This is a genomic window from Streptomyces sp. SS1-1 (assembly GCF_008973465.1).
Taxonomy (GTDB): Bacteria; Actinomycetota; Actinomycetes; order Streptomycetales; family Streptomycetaceae; genus Streptomyces.
Genome location: NZ_WBXN01000004.1, coordinates 3,277,490 through 3,303,170 on the forward strand (window position 1 = coordinate 3,277,490; position 25,681 = coordinate 3,303,170).

Consider the following 25,681-nt stretch of genomic DNA (forward strand, 5'->3'; position numbering starts at 1 on the left):
GACCACGCCGCTGCACGCGAATCCGCCCCACGCCTCTGTTCGAAATTTTCGAATCGTCATACATATTGCCCCCACAGGTCTACACCACGTAAGTGGACTAGACCTCTCGCGGGTTCGCAAGCCACACTGTCCCCCGTGAGACATGTCATCGCCCTCGACGTGGGCGGCACCGGGATGAAGGCCGCCCTGGCCGGAGCGGGCGGTGAACTGCTCCATCAGGCACGCCGCCCGACCGGCCGCGCCCGCGGCCCGGAGGCGGTCGTCGAGGGCATCCTCGACTTCGCCGCGGAGCTGCGCGCCCACGGCGAGGAGCACTTCGGCGAGCCCGCGGCCGCCGCCGGCGTCGCGGTCCCCGGGATCGTCGACGCCGAGCGCGGCATCGCCGTGTACGCCGCCAACCTGGGCTGGCGGGACCTCCCGCTGCGCGACCTCCTCGCCGAACGGCTCGGCGGCATCCCCGTCGCCCTCGGCCACGACGTCCGCACCGGCGGCCTCGCCGAGGGCCGCGTCGGCGCGGGCCGCGGGGCCGACCGCTTCCTGTTCGTGCCCCTCGGCACCGGGATCGCCGGCGCCATCGGCATCGACGGCCGCGTCGAGGCGGGCGCGCACGGCTTCGCCGGCGAGATCGGCCATGTCGTCGTCCGGCCCGGCGGCGCCCCCTGCCCCTGCGGGCAGCACGGCTGCCTGGAGCGGTACGCCTCGGCGGCCGCCGTCAGCGAGGCGTGGGCCGCCGCCTGCGGCGACCCGGACGCGGACGCGGCGGACTGCGCCAAGGCCGTCGTGTCCGGTGACCCGAACGCCGTCCGCGTCTGGCGGTCCGCCGTGGACGCGCTCGCCAACGGCCTGGTCACGGCCCTCACCCTGCTGGACCCGCGCACCCTGATCATCGGTGGCGGCCTGGCCGAAGCGGGGGAAACCTTGTTCACACCGCTGCGGGACGCGGTCCGGCAGCGGGTCACCTTCCAGAAGCTGCCGGAGATCGTCCCCGCGGCACTCGGGGACACGGCCGGCTGCCTCGGTGCCGGTCTTCTGGCCTGGGATCTCCTCACATCCACCGACCGCACGGAGGAATCGGCCTGATGGCAATCCCCTCAGGGGCGCCGGAGAGCGCCACGACGCACCCGCGGCCCGCGACGGGCCCGGCGCCCCTCGTCCTGTCCGGCGCCCGGGTGGTCCTGCCGACGGGAACGCCCGAAGAGGGCCAGGTGATCGTCGACGGCTCCCGGATCGCCGGCACGGCACCGGAGAACGCCCACCGCGTCGACCTCACCGGGCACTGGATCGTGCCCGGCTTCGTCGACATCCACAACCACGGCGGCGGCGGGGCCTCCTTCACCTCCGGCACGCCCGAGGACGTCCTGAAGGGCATCCACACCCACCGGCTGCACGGCACCACCACCCTGGTCGCCTCCACCGTCACCGGCGACATGGACTTCCTGGCCCGGCGGGCCGGGCTGCTCGCCGAGCTCGCCGAGCAGGGCGACCTCGCGGGCATCCACTTCGAGGGGCCGTTCATCTCGCCGTGCCGCAAGGGCGCGCACTCCGAGGAGCTGCTGCGCGACCCGGACCCGGCGGACGTGCGCAAGCTGATCGACGCGGCCCGCGGCCACGCGGCGATGGTCACCCTCGCCACCGAGCTGCCGGGCGGCATCGACTCCGTACGGCTGCTGGTCGAGCACGGGGTGATCGCCGCGATCGGGCACACGGACGCCGGCTACGAGCAGACCGTGGAGGCGATCGACGCCGGGGCGACGGTCGCCACGCACCTGTTCAACGCGATGCCCCCGCTCGGCCACCGCGAGCCCGGCCCGATCGTGGCCCTGCTGGAGGACGAGCGGGTCACCGTCGAGCTGATCAACGACGGCACGCATCTGCACCCTGCCTCCCTGGAGCTGGCGTTCCGTCACGCGGGCGCGGACCGGGTCGCGTTCATCACGGACGCGATGGACGCCGCCGGCTTCGGCGACGGCCGCTACATGCTCGGCCCGCTGGAGGTGGAGGTCGCCGACGGTGTGGCGCGCCTGGTGGAGGGCGGCTCGATCGCGGGCTCGACCCTCACCCTGGACCGCGCCTTCAAGCGGGCGGTGACGATCGACCGGCTGCCGGTCGGGGACGTGGTGGCGGCCCTGTCGGCCAACCCGGCGAAGCTCCTCGGCCGTTACGACCGCGTCGGCTCCCTGGAGCCCGGCAAGGACGCCGACCTGGTGGTCCTGGACGCCGACTTCGACCTCAAGGGCGTGATGCGCCGGGGTGAATGGGTGATCGATCCCCAACTGGGGTGATGTGTCCTGCTGTTGAGGGCGGCGGTTGTCCTGGGAGACTGTGACGGCCGCCGCCCTTTTGGCATGATCGTGACGCCCGCACGGGACGTCCGGCGGGCGACGGCACACGTATCGAGAACTTCTTCGGGGGAGGTCGGCCCAGGTGATCCTGACGGTCACGCTGAACACCGCTCTCGACATCACCTACCGGGTCGGGGCGCTGCGCCCCCACACCTCCCACCGGGTCTCCGAGGTGACCGAGCGCGCCGGCGGCAAGGGCCTGAACGTGGCCCGCGTCCTGGCGGGCCTCGGGCACGAGGTGACGGTCACCGGCTTCGCGGGCGGCGCGACGGGCCGGGAGGTGCGCGAACGGCTCACCGCCGTCCCCGGCGTGATCGACGCCCTGGTGCCGGTGACGGGTCCGACCCGGCGCACCGTCGCCGTCGTCGACGACCGCACCGGTGACACGACCCAGCTGAACGAGCCCGGCCCGACCGTCTCGCCCGCCGAGTGGTCCGCCTTCCAGGAGGCGTACGACACCCTCCTCGCCTCCGCGTCCGCGGTGGCCCTGTGCGGCAGCCTGCCGCCGGGGGTGCCGGTCGGGGCCTATGCCGGACTGGTCCGCTCCGCGCGGGCGGCCGGGGTGCCGGTGCTCCTGGACACCAGCGGGGAGGCACTGCGCCGGGGCGTGGCCGCCCGCCCGGACGTCCTGAAGCCGAACGCGGGGGAACTGGCCGAACTGACCGGCTCGCACGAGCCGTCACGGGCGACGCAGGACGCGCGGCGCCGGGGTGCCCGCGCGGTGGTGGCCTCCCTCGGGGAGGGCGGACTGCTCGCCGTCACCCCGGAGGGCCGCTGGCGTGCCGCCCCGCCCGCCCGGCTGCGCGGCAATCCGACGGGCGCCGGTGACGCGGTGGTCGCCGGCCTGCTGTCGGGCCTCATCGAGGGGCTGGCCTGGCCGGACCGGCTGGCCCGGGCGACGGCTCTGGGCGCGGCGAGCGTGGTGGCGCCGGTGGCCGGCGAGTTCGACCGCGGCACCTACGAGGAACTGCGGGACCGGGTGGCGGTGACCGGCGAGGCCACCGCCGCCTGACGGGATCGCGGAGCGCGACCTAGGACTTGACCCAGCCCTTGACGAGCCACACCTGGTCGAGCAGGGCGTCGCACTGGTTGCCCTCCTCGCACGACACCTTGATCGTGTTGGTGCCCTTGTTGAGCTGGATGTAGTTGTAGGTCTTCGTCCAGCCCTTCTCGTAGTCGCCCTCACCCGCGTGCGCGTAGTTCTTGAGGTTGACCGGAGCGGTGGAGGGCGTGCCGTTGACCGTCAGGGTGGCGTTGCCGTCCTTGCCCGGGACGCTGTAGCCGACGTAGACGGTGTACTTGCCGCCCTTCGGGATGCCGTTCACCGTCCAGGTGACGGACGAGCCGACCTGGTTGAAGCCGGTGACGTACACGCCGCCGTCCGCCTGGGCGCCCTTGACGTCGGACGCGGTGGCCGCTGTGCCGCCGAGGGCCAGCGTCTTCGCGTCGCTCTTCGGCAGCTCGACCTCGTCGCCGGGGTCGGCCGTCTTCGACGGCTCGGTGTCCTGGGTCTGGGTCTGCGTCGGGGTCGCCGGGGTGTCGTCGCCCTTGGCGTCCTTGTCGTCGTCGCCGCCCAGCATGGCGACGCCGATGCCGATGACGACCGCCGCGACGACGGCGATGGCGCCGATCAGCAGCCCCTTGGTGTTGGGCCCGCGGCCGCGGCCGCCGGACCCGGTGCCGGTGCTGTACGACGTCTGGGTCGTCGGCGCTCCGCCGGGCAGGGTCTCCGGGGCCGCGTAGTGCGCGTTCGGCTGGCCGTAGGAGCCCTGCTGCTGCGGTATCTGGCCGTACCCGGCCCCCGGCTGCTGGCCCTGCTGGCCGTACTGGCGCTGGCCGACCGTACGCACCCGGTTGACGGCGTTCGGGTAGCCGTAGCCACCGGACGGCGGCTGGGCGCCATTGGCCTGCCCGTCGGCGTAGAGGTAGCCGAACGGGTCGTCGTCCTCGGGCGTAGTGGCGCCGTTGTTGCCGGACGTCATCCCTTGGTACTCCTCACCAGGTGCGGGCTGCGATGCATGGGGTCAGAATGGCGAGCCTACCCGCTCCTGTGGACCCAAACGGGTGACTCACACCGCACCGGCTCGCTGACCTGGGCCTCACCCCGCCCGTCTGTGCTGTTTGGGACGAGATCGTTTCTCTACGTACATCCGCTCGTCGGCGGACTTCAACACTTCGTCCGCGGTCATTCCGCAGTGTGCCCATCCGATGCCGAAACTGGCGCCGACGCGCACGGCCCGTCCCTCGGCCCGTATGGGCTGGATGATCTCGTTGCGCAGCCGGACGGCGAGGTCCTGGGCGTCGGCCCGGCCGAGCCCGTCGGCGAGGATCACGAACTCGTCGCCGCCGAGCCGGGCGACCGTGTCGCCGTCGCGGACGCCCCGGGTCAGCCGCCGGGCCACCTCGATGAGAACCGCGTCACCCGCGTTGTGCCCGAACCGGTCGTTGATCGACTTGAAGCCGTCGAGGTCGCAGAAGAGCACCGCGAGGCCCTTCGTGCCGTCGTCGCGCTCGGACTCCTCCGGCGCGACGGTGTGCACATGGTGGTCGTAGGCGTCCAGCGCGGCCGAGCCGGGGAAGTCGAAGCCGTGCCCGTTGGCGTCGAAGACGGCCGGGTGCCCGTAGGCGGCGTCCGTGGACTCCAGCGCGCCCGCGTGCGCCTGGCGCTTGCACAGCCGGGCGGACAGGCGTGAGCGCAGCTCCGCCGAGTTCGGCAGGCCGGTGAGCGAGTCGTGGGAGGCGCGGTGGGCGAGCTGGAGCTCGCGGCGCTTGCGCTCCTCGATGTCCTCGACGTGGGTGAGCAGGAAGCGCGGGCCGTCGGCGGCGTCCGCGACGACGCTGTTGCGCAGGGAGACCCAGACGTAGGTGCCGTCCCGGCGGGCGAGCCGCAGCTCGGCCCGGCCGCCCTCGGCGGAGGTGCGCAGCAGGGTGCCGATGTCCTCGGGGTGGACCAGGTCGGAGAAGGAGTAGCGGCGCATCGCGGAGGCCGGGCGGCCGAGCAGCCGGCACAGGGCGTCGTTGGTGCGCAGGATGCGGCCGTGCTGGTCGCCGCCCATCTCGGCGATGGCCATGCCGGAGGGCGCGTACTCGAAGGCCTGCCGGAAGCTCTCCTCGCTGGCCCGCAGCGCCTGCTGGTCGCGCTCGAGGCGGACCAGGGCCCGCTGCATATTCGCGCGTAGACGTGCGTTGCTGATGGCGATGGCGGCCTGGAAGGCGTACATCTGGAGCGCCTCGCGCCCCCAGGCGCCGGGCAGCCGGCCGTTGCGCGGGCGGTCCACGGAGAGCACGCCGATCAGCTCGCCGCACGCGCCGCCGTGCACGCCGGGCGTGTACATCGGGGCGAAGAGGCGGTCGGCGGGGTGCCACTCGTCCTCGAAGCGGGGCGCGGGGCCCTCCGTGTACCACTGGGGGACGTCGTCGTCGTCGAGGACCCAGCCCTCGGTGTGCGGGATGAAGACGAGGTCGCCCCAGTGCTCGCCCATGTTCAGGCGGCTGGGGGACGTCGTCGTCGTCGAGGACCCAGCCCTCGGTGTGCGGGATGAAGACGAGGTCGCCCCAGTGCTCGCCCATGTTCAGGCGGCGCTCCCAGGAGTCGCGGGAGCCGACGCGGCCGGTGATGAGGGCCTCGGCGGCCGGGTTCCCGGCGAAGGCGGCGACCACGAGGTCGCCGTCGGGACGCACCAGGTTGACGCAGGCGAGTTCGTAGCCGAGGCCGTTGACGACGCCGTCGGCGACGGTCTGGAGGGTGTCGGCCAGGCTGCGAGCCGTGTTCATGTCAGCCATGACCTGGTGCAGTCGCCGCAGGGTCGCAAGACGGACGTACGGTTCCGACTCGGTCTCCATGCTCGCCCTCCCCCCGAGACCTCGCAGCGCTTCAAGGGTGCTCTTCGGCATATCGTCCTTGCTGGGTTCCCCGCCACTGAATCACAGCGCGCTGCCCACTCGGTACACAGGGTCAACAATTAATGCCCCTTGTGACTCAAGTCACAGAGAAACATGAACAATTGACCGGCGTTTCTGCGTTTTTCCTGTGTGTTCACAGAACGCGAACCCGGGGGTGTGTGGAGGTGCCGCGAAACACCCCGGAAGACGGTAGGGCGCGAGTCCTAGGTCCGTTCTCGTCCGCAGGCCCGATGTGCCCGTACCGGGGCCGACATTAGCGTTTCCCCGTGCAGAACTTCACCACTCCCACGCAGCCCGTCACCGCCGTCCTCCCCGCGTCCCGCGGCCCCCACGGGCATGCTGAGGGAGTGAGCAACGACGAGTTCCGCGCCGCCATGTCGCGGCTGGCCGCGGGTGTGGTGCTGGTGACCGCGCTGGAGCCGCCCCTGGACCCCGGCGACCCGCACGCACCCGCCGGCGAGGACGTCGGGATGACGGCCACCGCGTTCCTGTCGGTGTCCCTGGACCCGCCGTTGGTGCTGGTCAGCCTGCGAGAGGGCTCCCGCATGGACGACCTGCTGGACGAGCAGCCGCTGTGGGCGGTCTCCGTCCTCGCCGAGAGCCAGCGGCACATCGCGGGCCGCTTCGCCATGAAGGGCCGGGTCAGCGACCGGCTGCTCTTCGCCGACATCCCGTACACCCGTGGCATCGAGACGGGCGCCCCGCTGGTGGGCGGCGCGCTCGCCACGCTGGAGTGCCGCACCGAGCAGCGTGTGACGGCGGGCGACCACACCCTCGTCATCGGCCGGGTCCTGACGGCCTCGCTGCCGAGTCCGGACGGCGGCCCGCTGACGTATTTCCGGGGCCGTTACCGGCAGTTGAGGTGATCTCCACGCGCGATGAGCGGGCGCGGCGGAGGAAATTCCCGCGCCCGCGGAAGATCGCGCGGCTTACCCTCCCGGGATGACACCGCACACTTCCTCGCCGCGACTCGAAAAGATCACACCTGGAAATCTCGAGTCCGCCACGGGCATACGGGTCCGTCCCGACCAGGAACACGCGGTGACCCCCGTGGTCGAGTCCCTCGCCGAGGCGTACGTCCATCCCGTCGGCGTGGCCTGGCCGCGGCTGATCATGGACGGGGAGCGCCCGGTCGGCTTCCTGATGGCGTTCCTCGACATCGACTGGCGCGGCGACGGCGGGAGCGTGCGCCGCTCGGGGCTGTGGCGGCTGAACATCGACGCGAGCGAGCAGGGCCGGGGCTACGGCCGGTTCGCGGTCGCGAGCGTGGCCGCCGAGATCCGCCGGCGCGGCGGCGACGAGCTGTACGTCACCTGGCACCCGGGACCGGACGGCCCCGAGGGCTTCTACCTCGGCCTGGGCTTCCGGGCGACCGGGGAGACGTCCGGCGACCAGACGGTGGGGGTGCTGGACCTGACGACGGCGAAGCTGGAGGCCGGGTCGGTCCGGGCTTTCTAGCCCCAGTCCCGCCCGGAGCGGCCGCGCTTGGTCTGGGCGCGCTGCTTCTTCTGCTGCAGGCGGCGCTCGTTGATGCCGCGCGGGACGCGGGTCGGCCGGCGCGGCTTGGGCGGCGGGGCCGTCGCCTCGGCGAGCAGCGACGCCATCCGCACGGCGGCCGTCTCGCGGTTGCGCCACTGGGAGCGGTGCTCGGAGGACCGTACGGTCAGGACGCCGTCGACCAGCCGGCCGGCCAGCCGCTCCAGCGCCCGCTGCTTCCACACCTCGGGCAGCGCCTCGGTCGCCGCGAGGTCGAAGCGCAGCTCGACCTGCGAGTCGCTGGTGTTGACGTGCTGGCCCCCGGGTCCGCCCGAGCGCGAGAAACGCCACATGAGCTCGGCCTCCGGGAGGGAGACGGAGCCGCGGATGACATGGGGACCGGACATGCCGTCCATGGTCGCGCGCCCGTCCCGTCCACGTCACGCGAATATCGGCGGCGCCGACGGCGGCGGTTGCCCCCTGCGGGCGTTCTTCGGCAAAGAAAGTAAAGACACCTGGAACTGCGGTACCGCTCCCCGCGTTCATAGGGGTAGCTGTAGCTTCTAGCCGTACCGCAACGAGGGAAGGGACTCCCAACAATGGCTGTAAGCCTGTCCAAGGGTGGCAACGTCTCGCTCACCAAGGAGGCTCCGGGCCTGACCGCCGTCACCGTGGGTCTCGGCTGGGACGTCCGCACCACCACCGGCACGGACTTCGACCTCGACGCCTCGGCGATCGCGGTCAACACCCAGGGCAAGGTCTACTCGGACGCCCACTTCGTCTTCTTCAACAACAAGCAGACGCCGGACAGCACCATCGTCCACACCGGTGACAACCGCACCGGCGAGGGCGAGGGCGACGACGAGGCGATCAACGTCAACCTGGCCGGTCTCCCGGCCGACATCGACAAGATCGTGTTCCCGGTCTCCATCTACGACGCGGAGAACCGCTCGCAGAACTTCGGCCAGGTCCGCAACGCCTACATCCGCATCGTCAACCAGGCCGGCGGCGCCGAGATCGCCCGCTACGACCTGTCGGAGGACGCCGCGACCGAGACCGCCATGGTCTTCGGCGAGCTGTACCGCAACGGGGCGGAGTGGAAGTTCCGTGCCGTCGGCCAGGGTTACGCCTCGGGCCTCGTCGGCATCGCGCAGGACTTCGGCGTGAACGTCTGACGGTCCCCCCGCACCGCCCCGAACCCCCCGGCCCCGCCGGGGGGTTCGGCGTACCGGGGCGCGCCCCGTCCCCTCCGGTAGGTTGCCCCCGTGATCCTCGACCCCCTCCCGCTGACCCCCGACCACGACATCCCGGCCCCGCTCCTCACCGAGCTGACGGCCCTCTACGCGTCGAACCGCGCGTTCCAGGCGCTCAGCGGCGACTTCCCCGACCCGGACGACATCCGGCCGGAGCAGGTCGCGGCGGCCCTGGCCGACGAGCTGGCGGTGCCGGGCGCCGAGGTCCTGCTCGCGCGCAGCGCCGGACGGCTGGTCGGCGTCGTGATCACCCTCGCCCGGCACCCCGACCCCGAGGACCCCGACCCGTGGATCGGGCTGCTGATGGTGGACGCCTCCGCCCAGCGCCAGGGCCACGGCACCCGGCTCGCCGCCCTCGTGGAGGAGCGCCTGCGCGCCGAGGGCCGCACCGGCGTCCGCCTCGCCGTCCTCGACGGCAACGCCCCGGCCCTCGCCTTCTGGACGTCCCTCGGCTACGAGCCGATCGGCCACGGCGAGGACCGCGAGCACGGCCGGCCCTGCACGGTCCTGCGCAAGTCCCTGCCCGGCACCCCGCGGGCCGTGCTCGAGGGCGGCCGGGTGGCCGTGCTCGACCCCGCCGGGGCGGTGTTCCTCTTCCGCTACGCCGACGACGAGGCCGGCCCGCACTGGGCGCTCCCGGGCGGCTCTCCGTCCGGCGACGAGACGCCCCGCGAGGCCGCCGCCCGCGAACTGCGCGCGGAGACCGGCTGGACGGACCTGGAGCCGGGCCCCCTCCTGGCCACCTGGGACCACGACTTCACCCACCAGGGCATCCCCGTCCGGCGCCGGGAGCACATCTACCTGGCGCTGACGGACCGCCGCGAGCCGGCCGGCCCGCACCTCGGCCCGTCCGGCGACATCCTCGGCTGGCACTGGTGGACCGCCCCCGAACTCCTCGCGCCCACCGAGCCGTTGTGGCCCCCGGACCTGGCCCGGTTGCTGGCCGCGTACGGCGCGGACGGGGACGCCTGACCCGTCATGGACTGGACGACCCTCGCCGCCACCGCCCTGGGCGCCTTCGTCGGCGTCGGCTCAACCCTCCTCGCCGACCGCGTCCGTTGGCGCCGCGACCGGGCCGACCGCACCCGGCAGGAGCGCCGGCAGATCTACGTCACCGTCCTCACCACGTACCGCCTGGCCTACGAGGACATGCGGGAGGCGGCCCTGTCCGGCGACGGCCGGGAGCGTGCGGCGGCCGTACGCCGGGCGTTCCGGTCGTCGGGCTGCGACGAGGCCCGTGAGAGCGCCCTGCTGTGCGCGCCGCAGGCGAGGGCCGACGCCCTGGAGTCGGTGTACGCGACCCTGCGCGACCTCCAGGACGCCTTCGCCACCGGCGACCCGCCGCTGGACTCCCCCGCGATGCAGGAGCTGCGCCTCAAGCACGCGGAGGCCGTGTGGGCGGCACGGGCGGCGATACGGGCGGACCTGGAGGGCACGGACTGACGGCGGCCGGTCCCGGTGCCGGTGCCGTCAGGGGTGCTCGGGCCTGCCCTCCCCGTACAGCCAGTCCCGCCAGATGGGGGTGAAGTCCTCGTCGGGGGCCGTCCGTTCGACGTAGGACGTGAAGTCCTCGGTGTCCGCGTTGCCGTGGCGGTGCTTCGCCGTCCAGCCCCGCACGAGGGCCCGGAACGCCTTGTCGCCGACGGTCTGCCGGATCTTGTGGAGCACCATCGCGCCGCGCGAGTACACGGGTTCGTCGGAGATGTGGGCGGCGCCGGACGGCTCGGCGGGCGGGAAGGACCACAGGTCCTCGTACTCGTCCTCGCCGTGGTCGTAGAGCGCGTCGAAGGTCTCCTGCGCGCTGTCGCCGCCGTGCTCCTCCTCCCACAACCACTCCGCGTACGTCGCGAAGCCCTCGTTCAGCCACATGTCCCGCCAGCTCTCGGGCGTCACCGAGTCGCCGAACCACTGGTGGGCCATCTCGTGCACCAGCAGCCCGGTGCCGGGGGTGCCGGGGAAGACGGGCCGGTACTGGGTCTCCAGGGCGTAGTCCGCGTCCCCCTCACCGGCGACGATCACGCCGGTGGAGGAGAAGGGGTACGGCCCGAACGTCTCCTCGCCCCAGCGCACGACCTCCGGCAGCCGCTCCAGCGCCTTCCCGGCGGGCCCGGCCTCCGAGGGGACGACAGCGGACAGGACGGGCAGGTCGTGGCCCGCCGCCGTGCGCACGGTGGACCGGTGAAGGGTGTAGTCGCCGATGGCGAGGGTGGCCAGATACGAGGCCATGGGCTCGGCCGAACGCCAGTGGAAGGCCGTACGGCCGCCGGTGGTGCGCCGCTCCGCGAGCTCCCCGTTGGACACCACCTCGGTCCCCTCCGGCACGCTCACGGTGATGTCGTAGAGCGCCTTGTCGGACGGGTGGTGGTTGCCGGGGAACCACGCCATGGACCCGGTCGGCTCCCCCAGCGCGAGCGCCCCGCCCCCGGCGGTGCGCAGCCAACCCTCCTCGGAGCCGTCCGGGTCGGTGAGCGTCCGGGGGGTGCCGGAGTAGTGGACGACGGTCCGGAAGGTCTGGCCGGCGTCGAGTTCGTCGTGCGGCCGCACGACCAGTTCCTGCCCGTTGCGGCTGAAGCGGGCGGGGCGGCCCTCCACCTCGACCCGTTCGACGTCCAGTCCGCTCAGGTCCAGGTCGAAGGCGGACAGGTCCTGCCCCGCGCGCGCGGTGATCTCGGCGGTGCCGGCGAGGTGCCGCCCGGCGGGGTCGTAGGACAGGTCGAGGGCGTAGTGGCGCACGTCGTAGCCGCCGTTGCCGGCCTTGGGGAAGTACGGGTCGCGCACGCCCGGGCCGCCGGGGGTGCCGTCGACTCCGCCGCACGCCGTGAGGGCGACGGCGAGCAGGGCGCTCAGGACGGCGGGGACGGCCGCCGCGGTACGGGACACGTCGGTGATCCTATGAGCGGGAGCCGTGACACCATGCCCAGCGTGCTCGACATCGGCTACGCCCTCTCCAACCGCTTCCCCGACCCGCCGCAGACGGACTACCGCCGCGCGGACGTCCGCGCCCTGCGCCACGACCTGTTCTGCGGTGACGTCTACCTCGCCGACACCGAGGCGGACCGGGAGCTGTCCACAGCCTGGGGATGGGTGCCCGTCCTCGACTTCGCGTGGGCGCTGTGCGACATCGTCGAGCGGCTGGACCGGGACCCGGCCGGCTCCCGCGCCTCCCGCCCCCAGCACGCGGAGCTGGACTTCACCGAGTCCACGGACCGGATGCTCTTCGAGCGGCGGTTCGGCTGGGTGGACATCGAGGCGGACTGGATGCCGGCGGAGGAGCCGCCGCTGACCTTCTCGCACGCGGCGCTGCGCCGGGAGGCCCGGGACTTCCTGCACGACCTGCTCGCCGACCTGATCGACCTGCACGAGGACCTGGGCGAGAACCCGGCGATCTGGACCCTCCAGGCCCGCTTCCCCCGCCTGCCCTGAGCCCCGGGGCCCGCGCCCGTCACCCGTCCATGCGCGGCCCCGCCCGCGCCCGACACCTCTCCACACGCAGACCCGCCCGCGACCGACACCCCTCCACACGCAGACCCGCCCGGCCCGTCACCCCTCCACGCGCAGACCCAGCTGCGCGGCCAGCGCCGGCGCCAGGTCGAGCAGCTGGCCCGTGCTGATCACGGCCCCGGACAGCCGGTCCAGGCCCGCCGCGATGTCCAGCTCGCCCGCCCCGCGCAGATCCACGTCGGTCAGCGTCGCCCCCGTGAGGTCTGCCCCGCGCAGCGCGCAGTCCACGAACTCCACCCGCTCCAGACGGGCGCCCCCGAAGTCCGGCTCGACCAGGACGCAGCCCTCGAAGACGACGTCCCTGAGCTTCGCCTTGCGCAGATTCAGGTAGTCGATCTTGCCGCCTCTGACCACCACCCGCTCCCACACGGACCCGTGCGCCTGCGTTCCGCCCAGCCGGGCGTCCAGCACCTCGACGTCCCGCAGCGTCGCCTCGGCGAGGTCCGTGCCCACCCCGCGCGGCGCGGTGAGCACCGAGTCGAGGACGCGGGCGTACCGCAGCCGCGTCCCGTCCAGCACGCAGCCCCGCAGCGCGCAGTCCATGAACCTGGCGCCCCCGCCGTCCTGCTCGGAGAGGTCCGCCTCCGGGAACTCCAGCCCGTCGTAGTCGCCGTCCGGCTCCAGCCCGCCGCCCCCGTACGGCTCCAGCGGCGGCAGCCGCAGCTCCGGCCGCCGCGCGCCCCGTACGTCGCCGCGCCCCGGACCGCCCGCCGCTCCCGCGCCCCTCGCTCTTCTCGCCATGCGCACCATGCTGCACCCCGCCACTGACAACGCCCGTCACCTGCGCCGATCCCCGGGGTGTCCGCCGATGTCACATCCCGGGCCGCCCGGTCCGTCGTACCCGCGGAGGAAGGCCCACGGGCGTACCGAGAGCGAGGGAGACCCCCAGCCATGCACCGCATCACCGTCATCGGCGGCGGCTTCGCCGGGCTCACCGCGGCCATCACCGCCGCGGAGGCGGGCGCCGAGGTCACCGTGCACGAGGCCCACCACACCCTCGGCGGCCGGGCCCGCACCGCGGAGGGGCCGTACCGCACGAACGAGGGACCGCACGCCCTGTACAAGGGCGGCCCGCACTGGGCGTGGCTCGCGCACCGGGACCTGATCGGCCCGCTCGCGCCGATCCCGCCGCTGGAGGCGGCCCGCTTCCGGCTGCGGTACCGGGGCGCGCTGCGCCGCACCCCGCCCCTCGCCCTGCTGAGGCTGCTGCGGCCGGGCGTGCCGCGGGCGCCCGTCGATCTGGACTTCCGGACCTGGGCGACCGGTGTCGCGGGCGAGGAGGCGGCGCGGGTGGCCGCGCACTACGCGGCGGTCGCGCTGTTCCACCACGACCCCGGCGCCCTGTCCGCCGCGTTCGTCCAGGAGCGGCTGCGCCGGGCCACCCGGCTGCCCCCGGAGGCGCACTACCCGCGGGGCGGCTGGGCGACCGTGATCGACCGGATGGCGGCGCGGGCGTGGAACCTCGGGGTCCGGGTGGAGACGCTGTCCCGGATCGACACCCTGCCGACGGACACCCCGGTGGTCGTCGCCACCTCGCTGGCCGCCGCCCGGCGTCTGCTGCGGGACGACTCGCTGACCTGGCCCGGCGGCCGGACGGCCCTGATCGACCTCGCGCTGCGCGGCCGGCGCGGCGACGCGTTCGTCGTCTCCGACCTGGACGCGCCGGGCTGGCTGGAGCGGTTCACCGCCCAGGACCCGTCGCTCGCGCCGGCCGGCGAGCAGCTGATCCAGGGTCAGATCCCGCTCGCTCCGGGCGAGCCGCGCGCGGACGGCGCCGCCCGCGCCGAGCAGCTCCTCGACCTGGGTTTCCCGGGCTGGCGCGAGCGGGTCACCTGGCGCCGGGACGCCGTCGCGAGCGGCCGGACCGGTGCCGTGGACCCGCCCGGCACCAGCTGGCGGGACCGGCCGGCCGTGGACCGCGGCGACGGCGTCTATCTGGCGGGCGATCAGGTCGCCGCGCCCGGCGTGCTGTCCGAGGTGTCGTTCACCAGCGCGCTCACGGCGGTGTCCCTCGCCCTCGGCCGGCACGCCCTTGACCTCAAGCGAGCTTGAGGTCGGAGCATCGTCGCAGCGCCCGCCCGGCGGGACGCCCACAGGACCCGTACCCACAGCGATGGGGGACCCCCGATGCACGCCATCCGACTGCACGCCTTCGGCCCGGCCGAGAACCTCACCCACGAGGAGGTCGCCGATCCACGCCCGGCGCCCGGCCAGGTCCGGATCGCCGTCCGGGCCGCCGGCGTCCACCTCCTCGACACGGCCCTGCGCGAGGGCCTCCAGGGCCCGGCGCCCGAGCCGGCACGGCTGCCCACGATCCCCGGCCGGGAGGTCGCCGGCGTGGTGGAGTCGCTCGGCGAGGGCGTCGCCGCGCTCTGGCTCGGCAAGCGGGTCGTCGCCCACCTCGGCTTCGCGCCGGGCGGCTACGCGGAACTCGCCGTCACCGACGTCGAACGGGTCCACGAGATCCCCGGGAACCTGGACTTCGCGCAGGCCGTCGCCATGATCGGCACGGGCCGTACGGCGCTGGGGATCGTCCAGTTCGCCGCGTTCGGGCCGGACACGGTGGCCGTGGTCCCGGCCGCCGCCGGCGGTATCGGCACCCTCCTCGTGCAGTACGCGAAGAACGCCGGGGCCGTCGTCGTCGGCCTGGCCGGCGGACCGGAGAAGACCGCGCGGGTCCGGGACAACGGCGCCGACCTCGCCGTCGACTACACGGACCCCGGCTGGCCGGAGAAGGTGCGCGCCTTCCTCGGCGGACGGCCCGCGACCCTCGTCCTCGACGGCGTCGGCGGCGAGGTGGCCCGCGCGAGCGTGGACCTGCTCGGCCCCGGCGGCCGGCACCTGGTGTTCGGCTGGTCCGGCGAGGGCCTGCGCGGCGGTGGCCCGTACCTCGTCGAGGGCGTCTCCGAGCAGGTCCTGGGCCCCGTGATGCTGCGCCGGGCCGGCGGCCCCGACCCGATGCGGACCCTGGAGCTGCGCGCCCTCACCGAGGCCGCCGCGGGCCGTCTCGTCCCGGCCGTGCAGCGCTTCCCGCTCGCCGCCGCGGCGGACGCCCACCGCGCCCTGGAGACCCGCGCGACCACGGGGAAGGTGGTGCTGGAGCCATGACCGCTCCCGAGCCACGACGGCCCGCCGCCCCAGATGCGATCCCTCCCGAACCATGGTCTTCTGGCCAGATGACAGTCACCCGAACGGGTGAAACAGCCCGGGAAGCAGACCCCCGTCGCTGGTGGGGTCTGGTGGTCATCGCGCTCGCGCAGCTCATGGTGGTCCTCGACGCGACCATCGTGAACATCGCCCTCCCCTCCGCCCAGGAGGACCTCGGCATCTCCGACGGCAACCGGCAGTGGGTCATCACGGCGTACACGCTGGCGTTCGGAGGGCTCCTGCTGCTCGGCGGCCGCATAGCCGACCTCGCGGGCCGAAAGCGCACCTTCGTCATCGGCCTGATCGGCTTCGCCGCCGCGTCCGCGCTGGGCGGCGCCGCCACCTCCTCCGGGATGCTGTTCGGCGCCCGCGCCCTCCAGGGCGTCTTCGCGGCCGTCCTCGCCCCGTCCGCCCTGTCGTTGCTGACCACGACGTTCACCGACCCCAAGGAGCGCGGGAAGGCGTTCGGCATCTACGGCGCCCTGGCCGGCAGCGGCAGCGCCATCGGGTTCATCGTCGGCGGCGTGCTCACCGAGTACCTGGACTGGCGCTGGTGCCTGTACGTCAACGTGCCGATCGCCGTGATCGCCGTGATCGGCGCCTTCGCCCTGCTCCACGACAGCCCCGTCCACGAGGGCGCCCGGCTCGACGTGCCCGGTGTGATCCTCGGCTGCGGCGGACTCGTCGCGATCGTCTACGGCTTCGCCGAGGCCGAGCCGCGCGGCTGGACCGACCCGCTCGTGCTGGCCCTGTTCGCGGCGGGCGTCGTCCTGCTCGTGGCGTTCGTCGCCTGGCAGACCCGCGCCCCGGTCCCGCTGCTGCCGCTGCACATCGTCCGGGACCGCGACCGGGCCGGCTGCTTCCTGACCATGGCCCTGGCCGTCATCGGCCTGTTCGGCCTGTTCCTCTTCATGACCTACTACCTGCAGGTCATCCTCGGCTACAGCCCGGTGATGACCGGGCTCGCCTTCCTGCCCCTGACGGCCGCCATCATCGTCGGCTCCACCCAGATCGCCGCCCGCCTCCTGGACCATGTGGCGCCCCGCCTGCTGATGGCCCCGGGCGCCCTGCTGGCCGCGATCGGCATGGTGCTGCTGACCCAGCTCACCGTCGACTCCTCGTACGCGCCCCACGTCCTGCCCGCCCTGATCCTCATGGGGCTCGGCATGGGCCTGGTCTTCATGCCGGTGTTCGCGACGGCGACGGCGGGCGTGGCACCGCAGGACTCCGGGGTGACGTCGGCGACGATCAACACCTCGCAGCAGGTGGGCGGTTCGATCGGCACGGCCCTGCTGAACACCGTCGCCACCACCAGCGCGACCGCCTACATCACCGCCCACCTGACCAACCCGGCCCGCCGCCGGCTGGTCACCCAGCAGGGCATCGTGCACGGCTACACCGTCGCCATCTGGTGGGCCGCCGCCATCATGCTCCTGGCCGGCATCGTCGCCGCCGTGATGGTGACGGCCAAGCCCCCGGGCCGGGAGCCCTCGCGCCCGGCCCGCCAGGAGGAACCGGCGACCTGACCGGGGGCGGGGTCAGTGCCGCCCCGCCACCCGGTCCGCCAGCCGTGCCAGCCGGGACGATTCGGCGCTGCTCGTGCCCCGCTCCCTGCGGTCGGCGGCGCGGTAGGCGGCGTACAGGCCGTGGACGCCCAGCCAGCGCAGCGGCTCCGGCTCCCACTTGCGCACCTTGTGCCCGGCCCAGGGCAGTTCGGTGAGGTCGGTCCTGCCGCCCTGCCCCGAGTCCTGCTGGACGAGGTCGCGCAGGGTGCGGGCCGCCAGGTTCGCGGTGGCCACACCGGAGCCGACGTACCCGCCCGCCCAGCCGAGCCCGGTCGACCGGTCCAGCGTCACCGTCGCGCACCAGTCGCGCGGCACACCCAGCACCCCCGACCAGGCGTGCGCGATCCGCACCCCGGCCAGCGACGGGAAGAACCCGACGAGCACGTCCCGCAGCGCCTCGACGGTCTCCGGCCGGGTGCGCCCGTCGTCGTCCGTCCGCGACCCGAAGCGGTACGGCACACCCCGCCCGCCCAGCGCGATCCGCCCGTCGGCCGTGCGCTGCGCGTACATGTAGGCGTGCGCCATGTCCCCGAGCGTCTCGCGGCCCTCCCAGCCGACCGACGCCCACTGCTCGTCGGTCAGCGGCTCGGTGGCGATCATCGAGGAGTTCATCGGCAGCCAGGTGCGCCGCTGGCCCTTCAGGCCCGCCGTGAACCCCTCGGTGCAGCGCAGCACATAGGGCGCGCGCACGGTGCCGTACGGGGTGACGGCGTGCTTCGGCCGGATCTCGGTGACCGGCGTCAGCTCGTGGACGGTCACGCCCAGCGCCTCGACGGCCGCCGCGAGCGCCTTGACCAGCTTCACGGGCTGCACGCGCGCGCCGTGCGGCGTCCACGTCGACCCGACGGCGTCGGCCACCCGGATCCGCTCGGCCGTCTCGCGGGCGCCGTACAGCTCCCGGTCCTTCTCGCCGTACGACAGCTCGTGCTCGTGGAACGCCTTCAGCCGTGCCCACTGCGCGGGCGTGCGGGCGACCTCCAGAACGCCGCCCTTGTGGATGCCCGCGTCGAAGCCCTCCGCCTCGGCGACCCGGACGACCTCGTCGACGGTGTCGTTCATGGCCCGCTGGAGCCGTACGGCCGCCTCGTGCCCGTGCAGCTTCGCGTACCGGTCGCGGCCGGCGACGCCGTTGTACAGCCAGCCGCCGTTGCGCCCGGACGCCCCGTACCCGCAGAAGCGCTGCTCCAGGACGGTGATCCGCAGAAAGGGGACGGCCTTCTTCAGGTAGTACGCGGTCCACAGCCCCGTGTAGCCGCCGCCCACGATCACCACGTCCGCCGAGGCGTCCCCGGCCAGCGGCTCACGCACCGCGGGCAGGCCGTCGTCGGCGTACCAGAAGGAGATGCCGCCGTTCACCGCACCACTGTCCGATCTGCTCATGCGAGGACGGTAATTCGCGGGAGCCGATTCCGGGAGCCCGATAGGGTCCCGGAATGATCGAGGTCCCCGCGGAGCTCGCCGCGTCTCAGCAGGAGTACAACGGGGAGGCGGGCCGCGCCTTCGTCGCCGCGCTTCCCCGGCTCACGGCCGGTTTCCTCGACCGCTGGGAGCTGACCGCCGACGGACGGCCGATGCACGGGGTCGCCGCGCTGGTCGTCCCGGTGACCCGGCGGGACGGCACCCCCGCCGTGCTGAAGCTGCAGCTCCTCGACCACGAGACGGAGGGCGAACCGGTCGCCCTGCGCCACTGGGACGGCGACGGCGCGGTCCGCCTCCTCGACCACGACCCGGCCACCGGCACGATGCTCCTCGAACGCCTCGACCCCACCCGCCCCCTCGCCCGCCTGGACGCCCACGCGTCGGTGCTGGTCATCGCCGAGCTGCTGGCCCATCTGACGTCGTTCACGGCTCCCCCGGGCGTGCGCCGCCTCGGGGACATGGCGCACCGCATGCTGGAGCGCACCGCCCGCGCCCTGGAGCGGGTCACGGACCCGCGGGCCCGCCGTCTGCTGGCCGACTGCGCCGCCGCCGTACGGGAGGTCGCCGACGAGCCCGGCGACCGCCTGCTCCACTGGGACCTGCACGAGGGGAACGTCCTCGCCTCCGCCCGCGCCCCCTGGCTGGCGATCGACCCCAAGCCGCTCGCCGGCGACCCCGGTTTCGAGCTGTGGCCCGCCCTCGACAACCGCTTCGACGCCGACGACGTCGTGTGGCGCTTCGACGCCATGACCGACGTCCTCGGCCTGGACCGGGCCCGCGCGCGGGCGTGGACGTACGGCCGGCTGCTGCAGAACTGCCTGTGGGACCTCGAGGACGGCCGCCCTCTCGACGAGCACCTGTTCGAGATCGCCCGACGGCTGCGGGCGGCCGGTTAGCCTCCGACCATGATTCGCACCGCCACCCCCGCCGACGTCCCCGCCCTGCACACCCTGATCCGCGAGCTCGCCGCCTACGAGAAGGCCCCGCAGGAGGCCAGGGCGACCCCGGAGCAGCTGCACGAGGCCCTGTTCGGCGAGCGCCCCGCCGTGTACGCGCACATCGCGGCCGACGACGACACCGGCGAGACCGTCGGCTGCGCGCTGTGGTTCCTGAACTTCTCCACCTGGCGCGGAGTGCACGGCATCTACCTGGAGGACCTGTACGTCCGCCCCGCCGCCCGGGGCGCCGGGCACGGCAAGGCGCTGCTCACCGAGCTGGCCCGGCTGTGCGTGGAGCGCGGCTACCAGCGCCTGGAGTGGTCGGTCCTCGACTGGAACGCCCCGTCGATCGCCTTCTACGAGTCCCTGGGCGCCCGCCCGCAGGACGGCTGGACGGTGTACCGGCTGACGGATGACGCGCTGGCCGCGCTGGGCGGCGGCGCCGGGCGGCCCTGACTCACCGCGCCCGCACCTCGCGCGCCGGACGCGCGGCCGGTGCCTCGCAGGCCGCGACCGCCGCCAGTTCCCGGGCCACCGCACCGCCGAGCAGGTCGGCCTCGCCGTCCCGCAGATGGCTGACGACGGTGAGGGTGTAGGTGTCCGCGCAGTGCACCAGGCACAGGTTCGCGGTGCCCGGCGTCGCGAGCTGCGGCAGGGGCACGACCCTGGCCAGGGTGTTTCCGTGCAGCCGGCTCGGGTTGTCCCGCCACTTGAAGGCCGTGCACAGGCTGGTCGTCAGCTCGGGGCGGGCGAGGCGCCGGGCCATCACCTCGGCCAGCCACGGCATGGCCCGCGCCGTGGCGAGCAGCGGCGGCAGGATCGCCCGGTGCGCGTCGCAGCGGTGGTCGAACGCGGCGACCTCCTCCTGGCAGGCGCGCAGCCGCGCCACCGGCGAGTCCAGGTCGACGGGGAGCGGGATGCGCAGCGCGGTGACGCCGTTGCCGAGGCGCTGCGCGTCGTGCCGGCCCCGCAGGTCGACGGGGACGGTCCCGAAGAACGGGGCGGGTCCCGCCGGCCAGGCACGCAGCGGGCCGTACCGGGCGCGCAGGGCGCCGGAGAAGCTGCTGAGCAGCAGTTCGTTGAGGGTGGCGCCCCGGCCGGCCTCGGGCTGGCGGCGGGCCGCGCGCATCACGGGCGCGTCGAGCCGCACCACGGCCACCGAGGGCGCGTACCGCTCCGCCGGGACGGCGGGCAGGGCGCGTCCCCGGGCGCCGATGACGCGCAGCTCCCGGCCGACGGTGGCGGGGCGGACGGGCCGCCGGCGGGGTGCGGCGCCCGGCGCGGGCGGGCGGGGCGGCACCGCGTCGTCCATCAGCAGCCGGAACAGCGTCTCCAGGGACCGCCCGTCGAGCAGGGCGTGATGGGCGAGCAGGACGACGGCACGCTCACCGTGCGCGGTGGCCCGCTCCGTCACCAGCAGCCGCCACAGCGGCCGGTCCTCGGGCAGTGGCCGGCTCACCGCGTCGGTCAGCAGTGTGTGCAGGTCCCGGTCGTCGGAGGCGATGTGCGCGGCGGGGTCGAACGGCCGGGCCGCCCAGCGGTGCCCGGAGAACGCGGCCGGTCCGGCGGGCGGGCGCAGGGCGAGGCTCATCCGCTCCAGGCCGCCCCATCGCTCGCGGATCCGGGCCCGCAGCCACGCCAGGTCGATCGGCGGCCCGTCGGCGGGGAACAGCCCCGCGATCCCGATGGTCCCGGGCATCCCGTTGCGCAGGTGCCCTTCCTCGATGGCCGTCAGCCTCATGCCCCGCCGCCTCCCTTCCGCGATTCCCCCTGTCATTGCCGCCGCCGGTGCTCACAGATGGGGCGAGTCGAGGACGACACAGGCGTTGTGGCCCCCGAAGGCGAAGCTGTTGCTGATCACCGGGCCGTCCGGGATCTTGCGCGGTTCGCCGACGACGACGTCCAGCTCGCAGCGCGGGTCGAGCCGGGTCAGATGGGCCGTGGGCGGTGCGATCCCCTCGCGCACGGACAGCGCGGTGATCACGGCCTCCAGCGCCCCGGCCAGCCCCAGTCCGTGCCCGGTCACCGCCTTCGGCGCGGTCACCGGCACCCGCCGCGGCCCGAACAGGGCGCTGACGGCCCGCGCCTCCGCCAGGTCGTTCAGCTCGGTGCCGGTGCCGTGCGCGTTGACATGGGTGACCGCGTCGGCGGTGGTCCCGGCGTCGGCCAGCGCCTGCTCCATGCAGGCCCGCGCTCCCGCCCCGTCCGGATGGGGCGCGGTGAGGTGGTAGGCGTCGGAGGTGCGCCCGTACCCGGTGAGCGTGGCGTACACGCGCGCGCCGCGCGCCCGGGCCAGGTCGAGCCGCTCCAGCACCAGGAAGGCGGCGCCCTCCGCGAGCACGAAGCCCTGCCGCTCCGCGTCGAACGGCCGTGACGCGGACGCCGGTTCGGCGCAGGACGTGACCATCGCGCCGGCCCGCCCGAAGGCCAGCGCGGTCGTCGGCGTCAGGGGGCTGTCGTGCCCTCCGGCGACCACGACGTCCGCGCAGCCCGACCGGATCATCTGCAGCGCCTCGCCCACGGCGTGCGTACCGGACGAGCAGGCGGTGGACACCGTGAGGCTGGGCCCGGTGACGTCGAGCTTGGCGGTGATCCAGTACGCGCCCGCGTTGTTCATCAGCCGGGGCGCGTAGAGCACGTCGGGCTGCCCGATGCCGTTCTCCTGGCTGATCACCCCGCCGTAGCCGGTGCCGGTGACCACCGCGCGCCGCCCGGACGGCACGTGCAGACCGCCGGCGTCCGTCACGGCGTCCAGGGCCGCGCACACCGCCAGCTGCACCGAACGGTCCGTGCGCCGCACCTCCTTGGGCGCGAGGTACCCGGCCGCGTCGAAGCCGCTCATCGCCGACGCGGGATGCACGACGGTGCCCTCGGCGTCGAAGGAGTGCAGCGCGACCGCAGAACGGCCGTGCAGCAGGCTGTCCCACAGCTCGTCGGGGGTCGAGCCGGCCGCGCAGCGGACCCCGAGGCCGGTGACGGCGACGGCGGGGCGGCCGCTCATCGGCCCACGGGGCTGTGGAGGCCGGGTGCCCCGGCGCGCAGCCGCTCGATCAGGTCGGCGACATCACCCACGGTGGACACCCCGGCCTTGTCGGTGCCCCGCAGGGACACCCCGAACATCTCCTCGGACGCCACCTCGAGTTCGGTGATGTCCAGGCTGTCGGCGCCGAGATCGGCGACCAGCCGGGCGTGCGGCACCACCGCCTCCGCCGGCACCGACATGACCCGCGCGCACAGCGGGCGCAGCGCTTCCCATACGTCGCCGTGTTCCGCTTCCATCCAACTGCCTCCCTCTTGTGGTGCCGTGGTGCCGTCAGCGCACCGACGGCGTCGTCGTCCGGGCCCAGGCCCCGAACTCCGTGACGACCGCGTCGGCGAGCCGTCCGGCGTCGTCCGGGCGCAGATGGGACACGACGGTGAGCGTGAACGCGTCCCCCACCTGGGCCAGGGCGAAGCTGGCGGTGCCCGGTCGCTGCAGGGGCGGGAGCCCCACCGTGCGCACGAGGCGGCGCCCTTCGAACGTGCCGGCCGCGCCGGGCCACTTCAGGGCCGTGGTGGCGGTCGCGGCGAAACAGGTGTGCCGGCCCCGGCCGGTGAGCAGCCGGGTCACCCAGGGCCCCGTGCGGCGAACCGCTTCTGCAGCGGGGAAGAGCACGCCGGCGTGGACGGCCGCCCGGTCGGGGACCGTGGCCAGCGCGGCCTGGCAGGCGCGCAGCCGGGCCACGGGGCCGTCCACGTCGACGGGCAACGGCACCCGCACGACCGTGACGGTGTTGCCGAGTTCCGCGGTGGTGGTCCGGGTGCGCAGATCGCAGGGCACCGCCGTGTACACGGGTTCGTCCCGTGCGCGCCAGTCCCGGACGGGCCCGTAGCGGGCGCGCAGCGCTCCGGCGACGGCGGCCACCAGCAGTTCGTTGAGCGTGGCGCCCCGGCCGTCGGCGGGCTGGCGGCGGGCCGCCCGCACGGTCTCCGTGTCGAGTTCGCGTACGGCGACCGACGCGCGGGCCTCACCCGGCGGCCGCAGCGGCACGGACTGCCCCACGGCCGTCATCGTCCTGAGCTCCCGGCCGGCCGCGCGCAGCCCGGGCCGGGCCGGCGCCGGCCGGGCCGCACCGCGCGCGGCGGGCGGCTCGTCCACGAGGGCCCGCATCAGCGTCGCGAGGGACCGCCCGTCGAGCAGGGTGTGCTGGGCGACGAGGGCGAGCGCGAAGTCACCGCCGTACGCGGCTCCGGGGACGACGTACAGCCGCCAGGGCGGAAGCCCGCCGGGCAGCGGCCGGTCCACGCCGGCACCCCACAGCGCGTCCAACCCGGCCGGGGCGACGGCGACATGGGAGCCGGGGTCGAAGGGCCCCGGTACGGTCCAGCGCGCTCCGCCGGCGGAACGGTCCAGCACCTGGTGCATCCGCTCCAGGCCGGACCACCGCTCGGCGACACGGGCGCGCACCCGGTCCGGGGCGGGCGGCTCACCGGAGAAGACGGCGGCCAGGCCGATGACTCCGGGGCAGCCGTTGACCAGCAGCATCTCGTCGGCGTAGGACAGTCGGGTGCGGGGGATCTTCAGCAAGGTCGACCTGTCCAAGGGACCACTCCTCGCCGTCCGTTCCGTCGGGCCTCGCGAGCCGACGCGATCAACCATACACGTAGAGTCACACACGTTCACACAGCGTTGCCATGGGTGGCAGTCCAACGCCCGCCCCGGGACGGAGCGGGCGTGAACGGGGCGCTGCCCGCGGCTACTTGAGGGCGGCGCTGTTGCAGCCCATGTCCGAGCCGAGGTGGCTGGGCTGGGCACCCGGGGAGCCCTCGCCGTTGAGGGCGTTGGCCAGCGCGCCGTTCAGGGCGCCGAGGTTGCCGAGGACGTCGATGTTCATGTCGTGCGAACGGCACTCGATGCCCTGCGTGATGTCCACGTCGTGGGCCCTGCCCTCACCGTGGGCCAGGGCGGTGCCGGCGCCGAACGAGCCGACGCTGCCGAGGACGGCGCCCACGAGGGCCACCTTGTGGAGCTTGCGCATGTTCTCTCCGTTGGTCTTGCGATTGCGGGGGTGTACGGCGGATCGGTGCGGTGATCAGCCGAGGCGGGGCAGACCCAGCTGGCCCACCGGGGGAGCCGCGACCTGGCCGAGGCCGAGGCCGGGCACCTGCGGCGCGCTGGCCGGCGAGATCAGCGGGTTGATCAGCGGGTTCACCTCGGGGTTGACCTGCGGGTTCACCTGCGGCGCGACGCGCGGCGCCGGCTCCGGGCTGAAGACCTGCGGAGCGGACACGTGCGGGGCGACCTGCGGCATGACCTGCGGGGCAGCCTGCGGCGTCACCTGCGGCACGACCTGGGGCGCCGCCTGCTGCGGGGCGGCGGCCTGGGGAGCCGCGGCGGGGGTCGCGGCCTGCGCGTAGCCGCCCGAGGTGGCGGCGGCGCTGGCGTAACCGGCGGGCTGCTGCTGCGGGGCGGCGACCGGAGCGGGCGCCGGGGCCGCGTACTGCGGGGCCTGCTGCGGACCGCTGACGGCCGCGGTGCCCTCCGACCGGGACGTCGCCGCCGCGGCCACCGGCGCGCTCTGCTGCGGCGCCTGGTACTGCGGGGCGGGGGCCGGGGCGTACTGCGGCGCCTGGTACTGCGGAGCCGGGGCCGCGTACTGCGGCGGCGCCTGGTACTGCGGAGCGGGCGCGGGAGCCGCGTACTGCTGCGGCGCCTGGTACGCGGGGGCGGGCGCCGTAGCCGGGGCCGCGTACTGCGGCGCCGGGTATCCGGGAGCGGGAGCCGGGGCGGCACCGCTGTACCCGACGGGATAGTCGGCGGCCTCGCTCACGCCGGCACCGATGGCGGTGAGACCGCCTGCCGCCGCTACGACGAGCGCGGCCTTGTGAAGCTTGCGCATGGAAACCCTCGGCCCTTCATTACCTGTGCAGGGAAATCCGTATTAATTCAGTGGATGTCGCGTGCGCTCAGTCTGATATTCGTACTGCGCCCTTACAGGGGTAATGCCTGAGCTGTCATGTGGACTTCACGCCTTCCTGCTGGGGAACGACAGGGGGGCGGTCAGGTCACGGCGCGCCGAATTCCGTCACTCAAATGCCACCGGTCGTATCAAAACATTCCGTGGCAAACGGGTGACCGCCTATTCCGGGACGTGACC

25 protein-coding genes and 1 pseudogene are annotated in these 25,681 nt (G+C 74.2%); 14 read left to right on the plus strand and 12 right to left on the minus strand.

Annotated features, from left to right (window positions below):
- Positions 1 to 135 precede the first annotated feature (135 nt).
- The 3 genes from F8R89_RS16100 to F8R89_RS16110 all read left to right on the plus strand — a co-directional run bounded on the left by F8R89_RS16100 (position 136) and on the right by F8R89_RS16110 (position 3,354).
- Positions 136 to 1,080, plus strand: a complete 945-nt coding sequence (locus tag F8R89_RS16100; protein ID WP_151784647.1) for an ROK family protein — start codon at positions 136 to 138, stop codon at positions 1,078 to 1,080.
- Positions 1,080 to 2,282 (plus strand): N-acetylglucosamine-6-phosphate deacetylase, encoded by a 1,203-nt coding sequence (gene nagA, locus F8R89_RS16105; RefSeq protein ID WP_192806136.1) that lies wholly within the window; start codon positions 1,080 to 1,082, stop codon positions 2,280 to 2,282. The genes F8R89_RS16100 and nagA overlap by 1 nt, the downstream gene beginning before the upstream one ends.
- Positions 2,283 to 2,424: 142 nt before the next feature.
- Entirely contained in the window at positions 2,425 to 3,354 is a 930-nt protein-coding gene (locus F8R89_RS16110) for a 1-phosphofructokinase family hexose kinase (protein WP_151784648.1), read from the plus strand.
- A 19-nt stretch (positions 3,355 to 3,373) separates the two neighbouring features.
- On the opposite strand, the gene F8R89_RS16115 is transcribed toward F8R89_RS16110, so the two are convergent.
- On the minus strand, positions 3,374 to 4,324 hold the full coding sequence (locus F8R89_RS16115) for a CBM35 domain-containing protein (RefSeq protein ID WP_151784649.1): 951 nt from the start codon (positions 4,322 to 4,324) through the stop codon (positions 3,374 to 3,376).
- A gap of 117 nt (positions 4,325 to 4,441) precedes the next feature.
- A pseudogene (gene cdgB, locus F8R89_RS16120) lies at positions 4,442 to 6,185 on the minus strand (diguanylate cyclase CdgB).
- Between the two features lie 434 nt (positions 6,186 to 6,619).
- Here cdgB and F8R89_RS16125 point away from each other — a divergent pair.
- Both F8R89_RS16125 and F8R89_RS16130 read left to right on the plus strand, forming a co-directional pair.
- Positions 6,620 to 7,111 (plus strand): flavin reductase family protein, encoded by a 492-nt coding sequence (locus tag F8R89_RS16125; protein WP_376727293.1) that lies wholly within the window; start codon positions 6,620 to 6,622, stop codon positions 7,109 to 7,111.
- A 76-nt stretch (positions 7,112 to 7,187) separates the two neighbouring features.
- The gene (locus F8R89_RS16130) at positions 7,188 to 7,703 is read left to right on the plus strand and encodes a GNAT family N-acetyltransferase (protein WP_151784651.1); all 516 of its coding nucleotides are present in this window, start codon (positions 7,188 to 7,190) and stop codon (positions 7,701 to 7,703) included.
- Here the strand turns inward: F8R89_RS16130 and arfB are convergent.
- Entirely contained in the window at positions 7,700 to 8,137 is a 438-nt protein-coding gene (arfB, locus tag F8R89_RS16135; RefSeq protein ID WP_151784652.1) for an alternative ribosome rescue aminoacyl-tRNA hydrolase ArfB, read from the minus strand. The two genes, F8R89_RS16130 and arfB, sit on opposite strands and share 4 nt — an antisense overlap.
- A 183-nt stretch (positions 8,138 to 8,320) precedes the next feature.
- Between arfB and F8R89_RS16140 the strand changes: the two genes are divergently transcribed.
- The 3 genes from F8R89_RS16140 to F8R89_RS16150 all read left to right on the plus strand — a co-directional run bounded on the left by F8R89_RS16140 (position 8,321) and on the right by F8R89_RS16150 (position 10,417).
- Positions 8,321 to 8,896 carry a TerD family protein gene (locus F8R89_RS16140; RefSeq protein WP_062669051.1) on the plus strand — a complete coding sequence of 192 codons (576 nt, stop codon included), beginning with the start codon at positions 8,321 to 8,323 and terminating at the stop codon, positions 8,894 to 8,896.
- 90 nt (positions 8,897 to 8,986) lie between these two features.
- Positions 8,987 to 9,946, plus strand: coding sequence for a bifunctional GNAT family N-acetyltransferase/NUDIX hydrolase (locus F8R89_RS16145; RefSeq protein ID WP_151784653.1), 960 nt, complete (start codon positions 8,987 to 8,989; stop codon positions 9,944 to 9,946).
- 6 nt (positions 9,947 to 9,952) lie between these two features.
- Positions 9,953 to 10,417, plus strand: coding sequence for a hypothetical protein (locus F8R89_RS16150; protein WP_151784654.1), 465 nt, complete (start codon positions 9,953 to 9,955; stop codon positions 10,415 to 10,417).
- A 27-nt stretch (positions 10,418 to 10,444) separates the two neighbouring features.
- Here F8R89_RS16150 and F8R89_RS16155 read toward each other — a convergent pair whose 3' ends face one another.
- On the minus strand, positions 10,445 to 11,854 hold the full coding sequence (locus F8R89_RS16155) for a M1 family metallopeptidase (RefSeq protein WP_151784655.1): 1,410 nt from the start codon (positions 11,852 to 11,854) through the stop codon (positions 10,445 to 10,447).
- A 42-nt stretch (positions 11,855 to 11,896) separates the two neighbouring features.
- Between F8R89_RS16155 and F8R89_RS16160 the strand changes: the two genes are divergently transcribed.
- Positions 11,897 to 12,397 carry a hypothetical protein gene (locus tag F8R89_RS16160; protein WP_151788145.1) on the plus strand — a complete coding sequence of 167 codons (501 nt, stop codon included), beginning with the start codon at positions 11,897 to 11,899 and terminating at the stop codon, positions 12,395 to 12,397.
- A 117-nt stretch (positions 12,398 to 12,514) separates the two neighbouring features.
- Here F8R89_RS16160 and F8R89_RS16165 read toward each other — a convergent pair whose 3' ends face one another.
- On the minus strand, positions 12,515 to 13,216 hold the full coding sequence (locus F8R89_RS16165) for a pentapeptide repeat-containing protein (protein WP_192806137.1): 702 nt from the start codon (positions 13,214 to 13,216) through the stop codon (positions 12,515 to 12,517).
- A gap of 150 nt (positions 13,217 to 13,366) precedes the next feature.
- On the opposite strand from F8R89_RS16165, the gene F8R89_RS16170 reads away from it, so the two are divergent.
- The 3 genes from F8R89_RS16170 to F8R89_RS16180 all read left to right on the plus strand — a co-directional run bounded on the left by F8R89_RS16170 (position 13,367) and on the right by F8R89_RS16180 (position 17,148).
- A complete protein-coding gene (locus tag F8R89_RS16170) occupies positions 13,367 to 14,527 on the plus strand; it encodes an NAD(P)-binding protein (protein WP_151784657.1) in 1,161 nt (386 codons plus the stop codon).
- Positions 14,528 to 14,602: 75 nt separating this feature from the next.
- Complete coding sequence (locus F8R89_RS16175) at positions 14,603 to 15,583, plus strand: zinc-binding dehydrogenase (RefSeq protein WP_151784658.1); 981 nt, start codon at positions 14,603 to 14,605, stop codon at positions 15,581 to 15,583.
- A gap of 68 nt (positions 15,584 to 15,651) precedes the next feature.
- Positions 15,652 to 17,148, plus strand: coding sequence for an MFS transporter (locus F8R89_RS16180; protein ID WP_151784659.1), 1,497 nt, complete (start codon positions 15,652 to 15,654; stop codon positions 17,146 to 17,148).
- 12 nt (positions 17,149 to 17,160) lie between these two features.
- Here F8R89_RS16180 and F8R89_RS16185 read toward each other — a convergent pair whose 3' ends face one another.
- Positions 17,161 to 18,567 carry an NAD(P)/FAD-dependent oxidoreductase gene (locus F8R89_RS16185; protein WP_192806138.1) on the minus strand — a complete coding sequence of 469 codons (1,407 nt, stop codon included), beginning with the start codon at positions 18,565 to 18,567 and terminating at the stop codon, positions 17,161 to 17,163.
- 53 nt (positions 18,568 to 18,620) lie between these two features.
- Between F8R89_RS16185 and F8R89_RS16190 the strand changes: the two genes are divergently transcribed.
- Positions 18,621 to 19,502, plus strand: a complete 882-nt coding sequence (locus F8R89_RS16190) for an aminoglycoside phosphotransferase family protein (RefSeq protein ID WP_151784660.1) — start codon at positions 18,621 to 18,623, stop codon at positions 19,500 to 19,502.
- Between the two features lie 9 nt (positions 19,503 to 19,511).
- On the plus strand, positions 19,512 to 20,000 hold the full coding sequence (locus F8R89_RS16195) for a GNAT family N-acetyltransferase (RefSeq protein ID WP_151784661.1): 489 nt from the start codon (positions 19,512 to 19,514) through the stop codon (positions 19,998 to 20,000).
- A 1-nt stretch (position 20,001) separates the two neighbouring features.
- Here the strand turns inward: F8R89_RS16195 and F8R89_RS16200 are convergent, their stop codons facing one another.
- The 6 genes from F8R89_RS16200 to F8R89_RS16225 all read right to left on the minus strand — a co-directional run bounded on the left by F8R89_RS16200 (position 20,002) and on the right by F8R89_RS16225 (position 25,423).
- Positions 20,002 to 21,285 carry a wax ester/triacylglycerol synthase domain-containing protein gene (locus F8R89_RS16200; protein ID WP_151784662.1) on the minus strand — a complete coding sequence of 428 codons (1,284 nt, stop codon included), beginning with the start codon at positions 21,283 to 21,285 and terminating at the stop codon, positions 20,002 to 20,004.
- A 51-nt stretch (positions 21,286 to 21,336) separates the two neighbouring features.
- Positions 21,337 to 22,545, minus strand: a complete 1,209-nt coding sequence (locus F8R89_RS16205) for a beta-ketoacyl-[acyl-carrier-protein] synthase family protein (protein ID WP_151784663.1) — start codon at positions 22,543 to 22,545, stop codon at positions 21,337 to 21,339.
- Positions 22,542 to 22,823 (minus strand): acyl carrier protein, encoded by a 282-nt coding sequence (locus F8R89_RS16210; RefSeq protein WP_151784664.1) that lies wholly within the window; start codon positions 22,821 to 22,823, stop codon positions 22,542 to 22,544. The genes F8R89_RS16205 and F8R89_RS16210 overlap by 4 nt, the downstream gene beginning before the upstream one ends.
- Positions 22,824 to 22,857: 34 nt before the next feature.
- The gene (locus F8R89_RS16215) at positions 22,858 to 24,126 is read right to left on the minus strand and encodes a wax ester/triacylglycerol synthase domain-containing protein (protein ID WP_151784665.1); all 1,269 of its coding nucleotides are present in this window, start codon (positions 24,124 to 24,126) and stop codon (positions 22,858 to 22,860) included.
- Positions 24,127 to 24,280: 154 nt separating this feature from the next.
- The gene (locus tag F8R89_RS16220) at positions 24,281 to 24,562 is read right to left on the minus strand and encodes a hypothetical protein (protein WP_062669066.1); all 282 of its coding nucleotides are present in this window, start codon (positions 24,560 to 24,562) and stop codon (positions 24,281 to 24,283) included.
- A gap of 54 nt (positions 24,563 to 24,616) precedes the next feature.
- A complete protein-coding gene (locus tag F8R89_RS16225) occupies positions 24,617 to 25,423 on the minus strand; it encodes a hypothetical protein (RefSeq protein ID WP_151784666.1) in 807 nt (268 codons plus the stop codon).
- Positions 25,424 to 25,681: the final 258 nt, after the last annotated feature.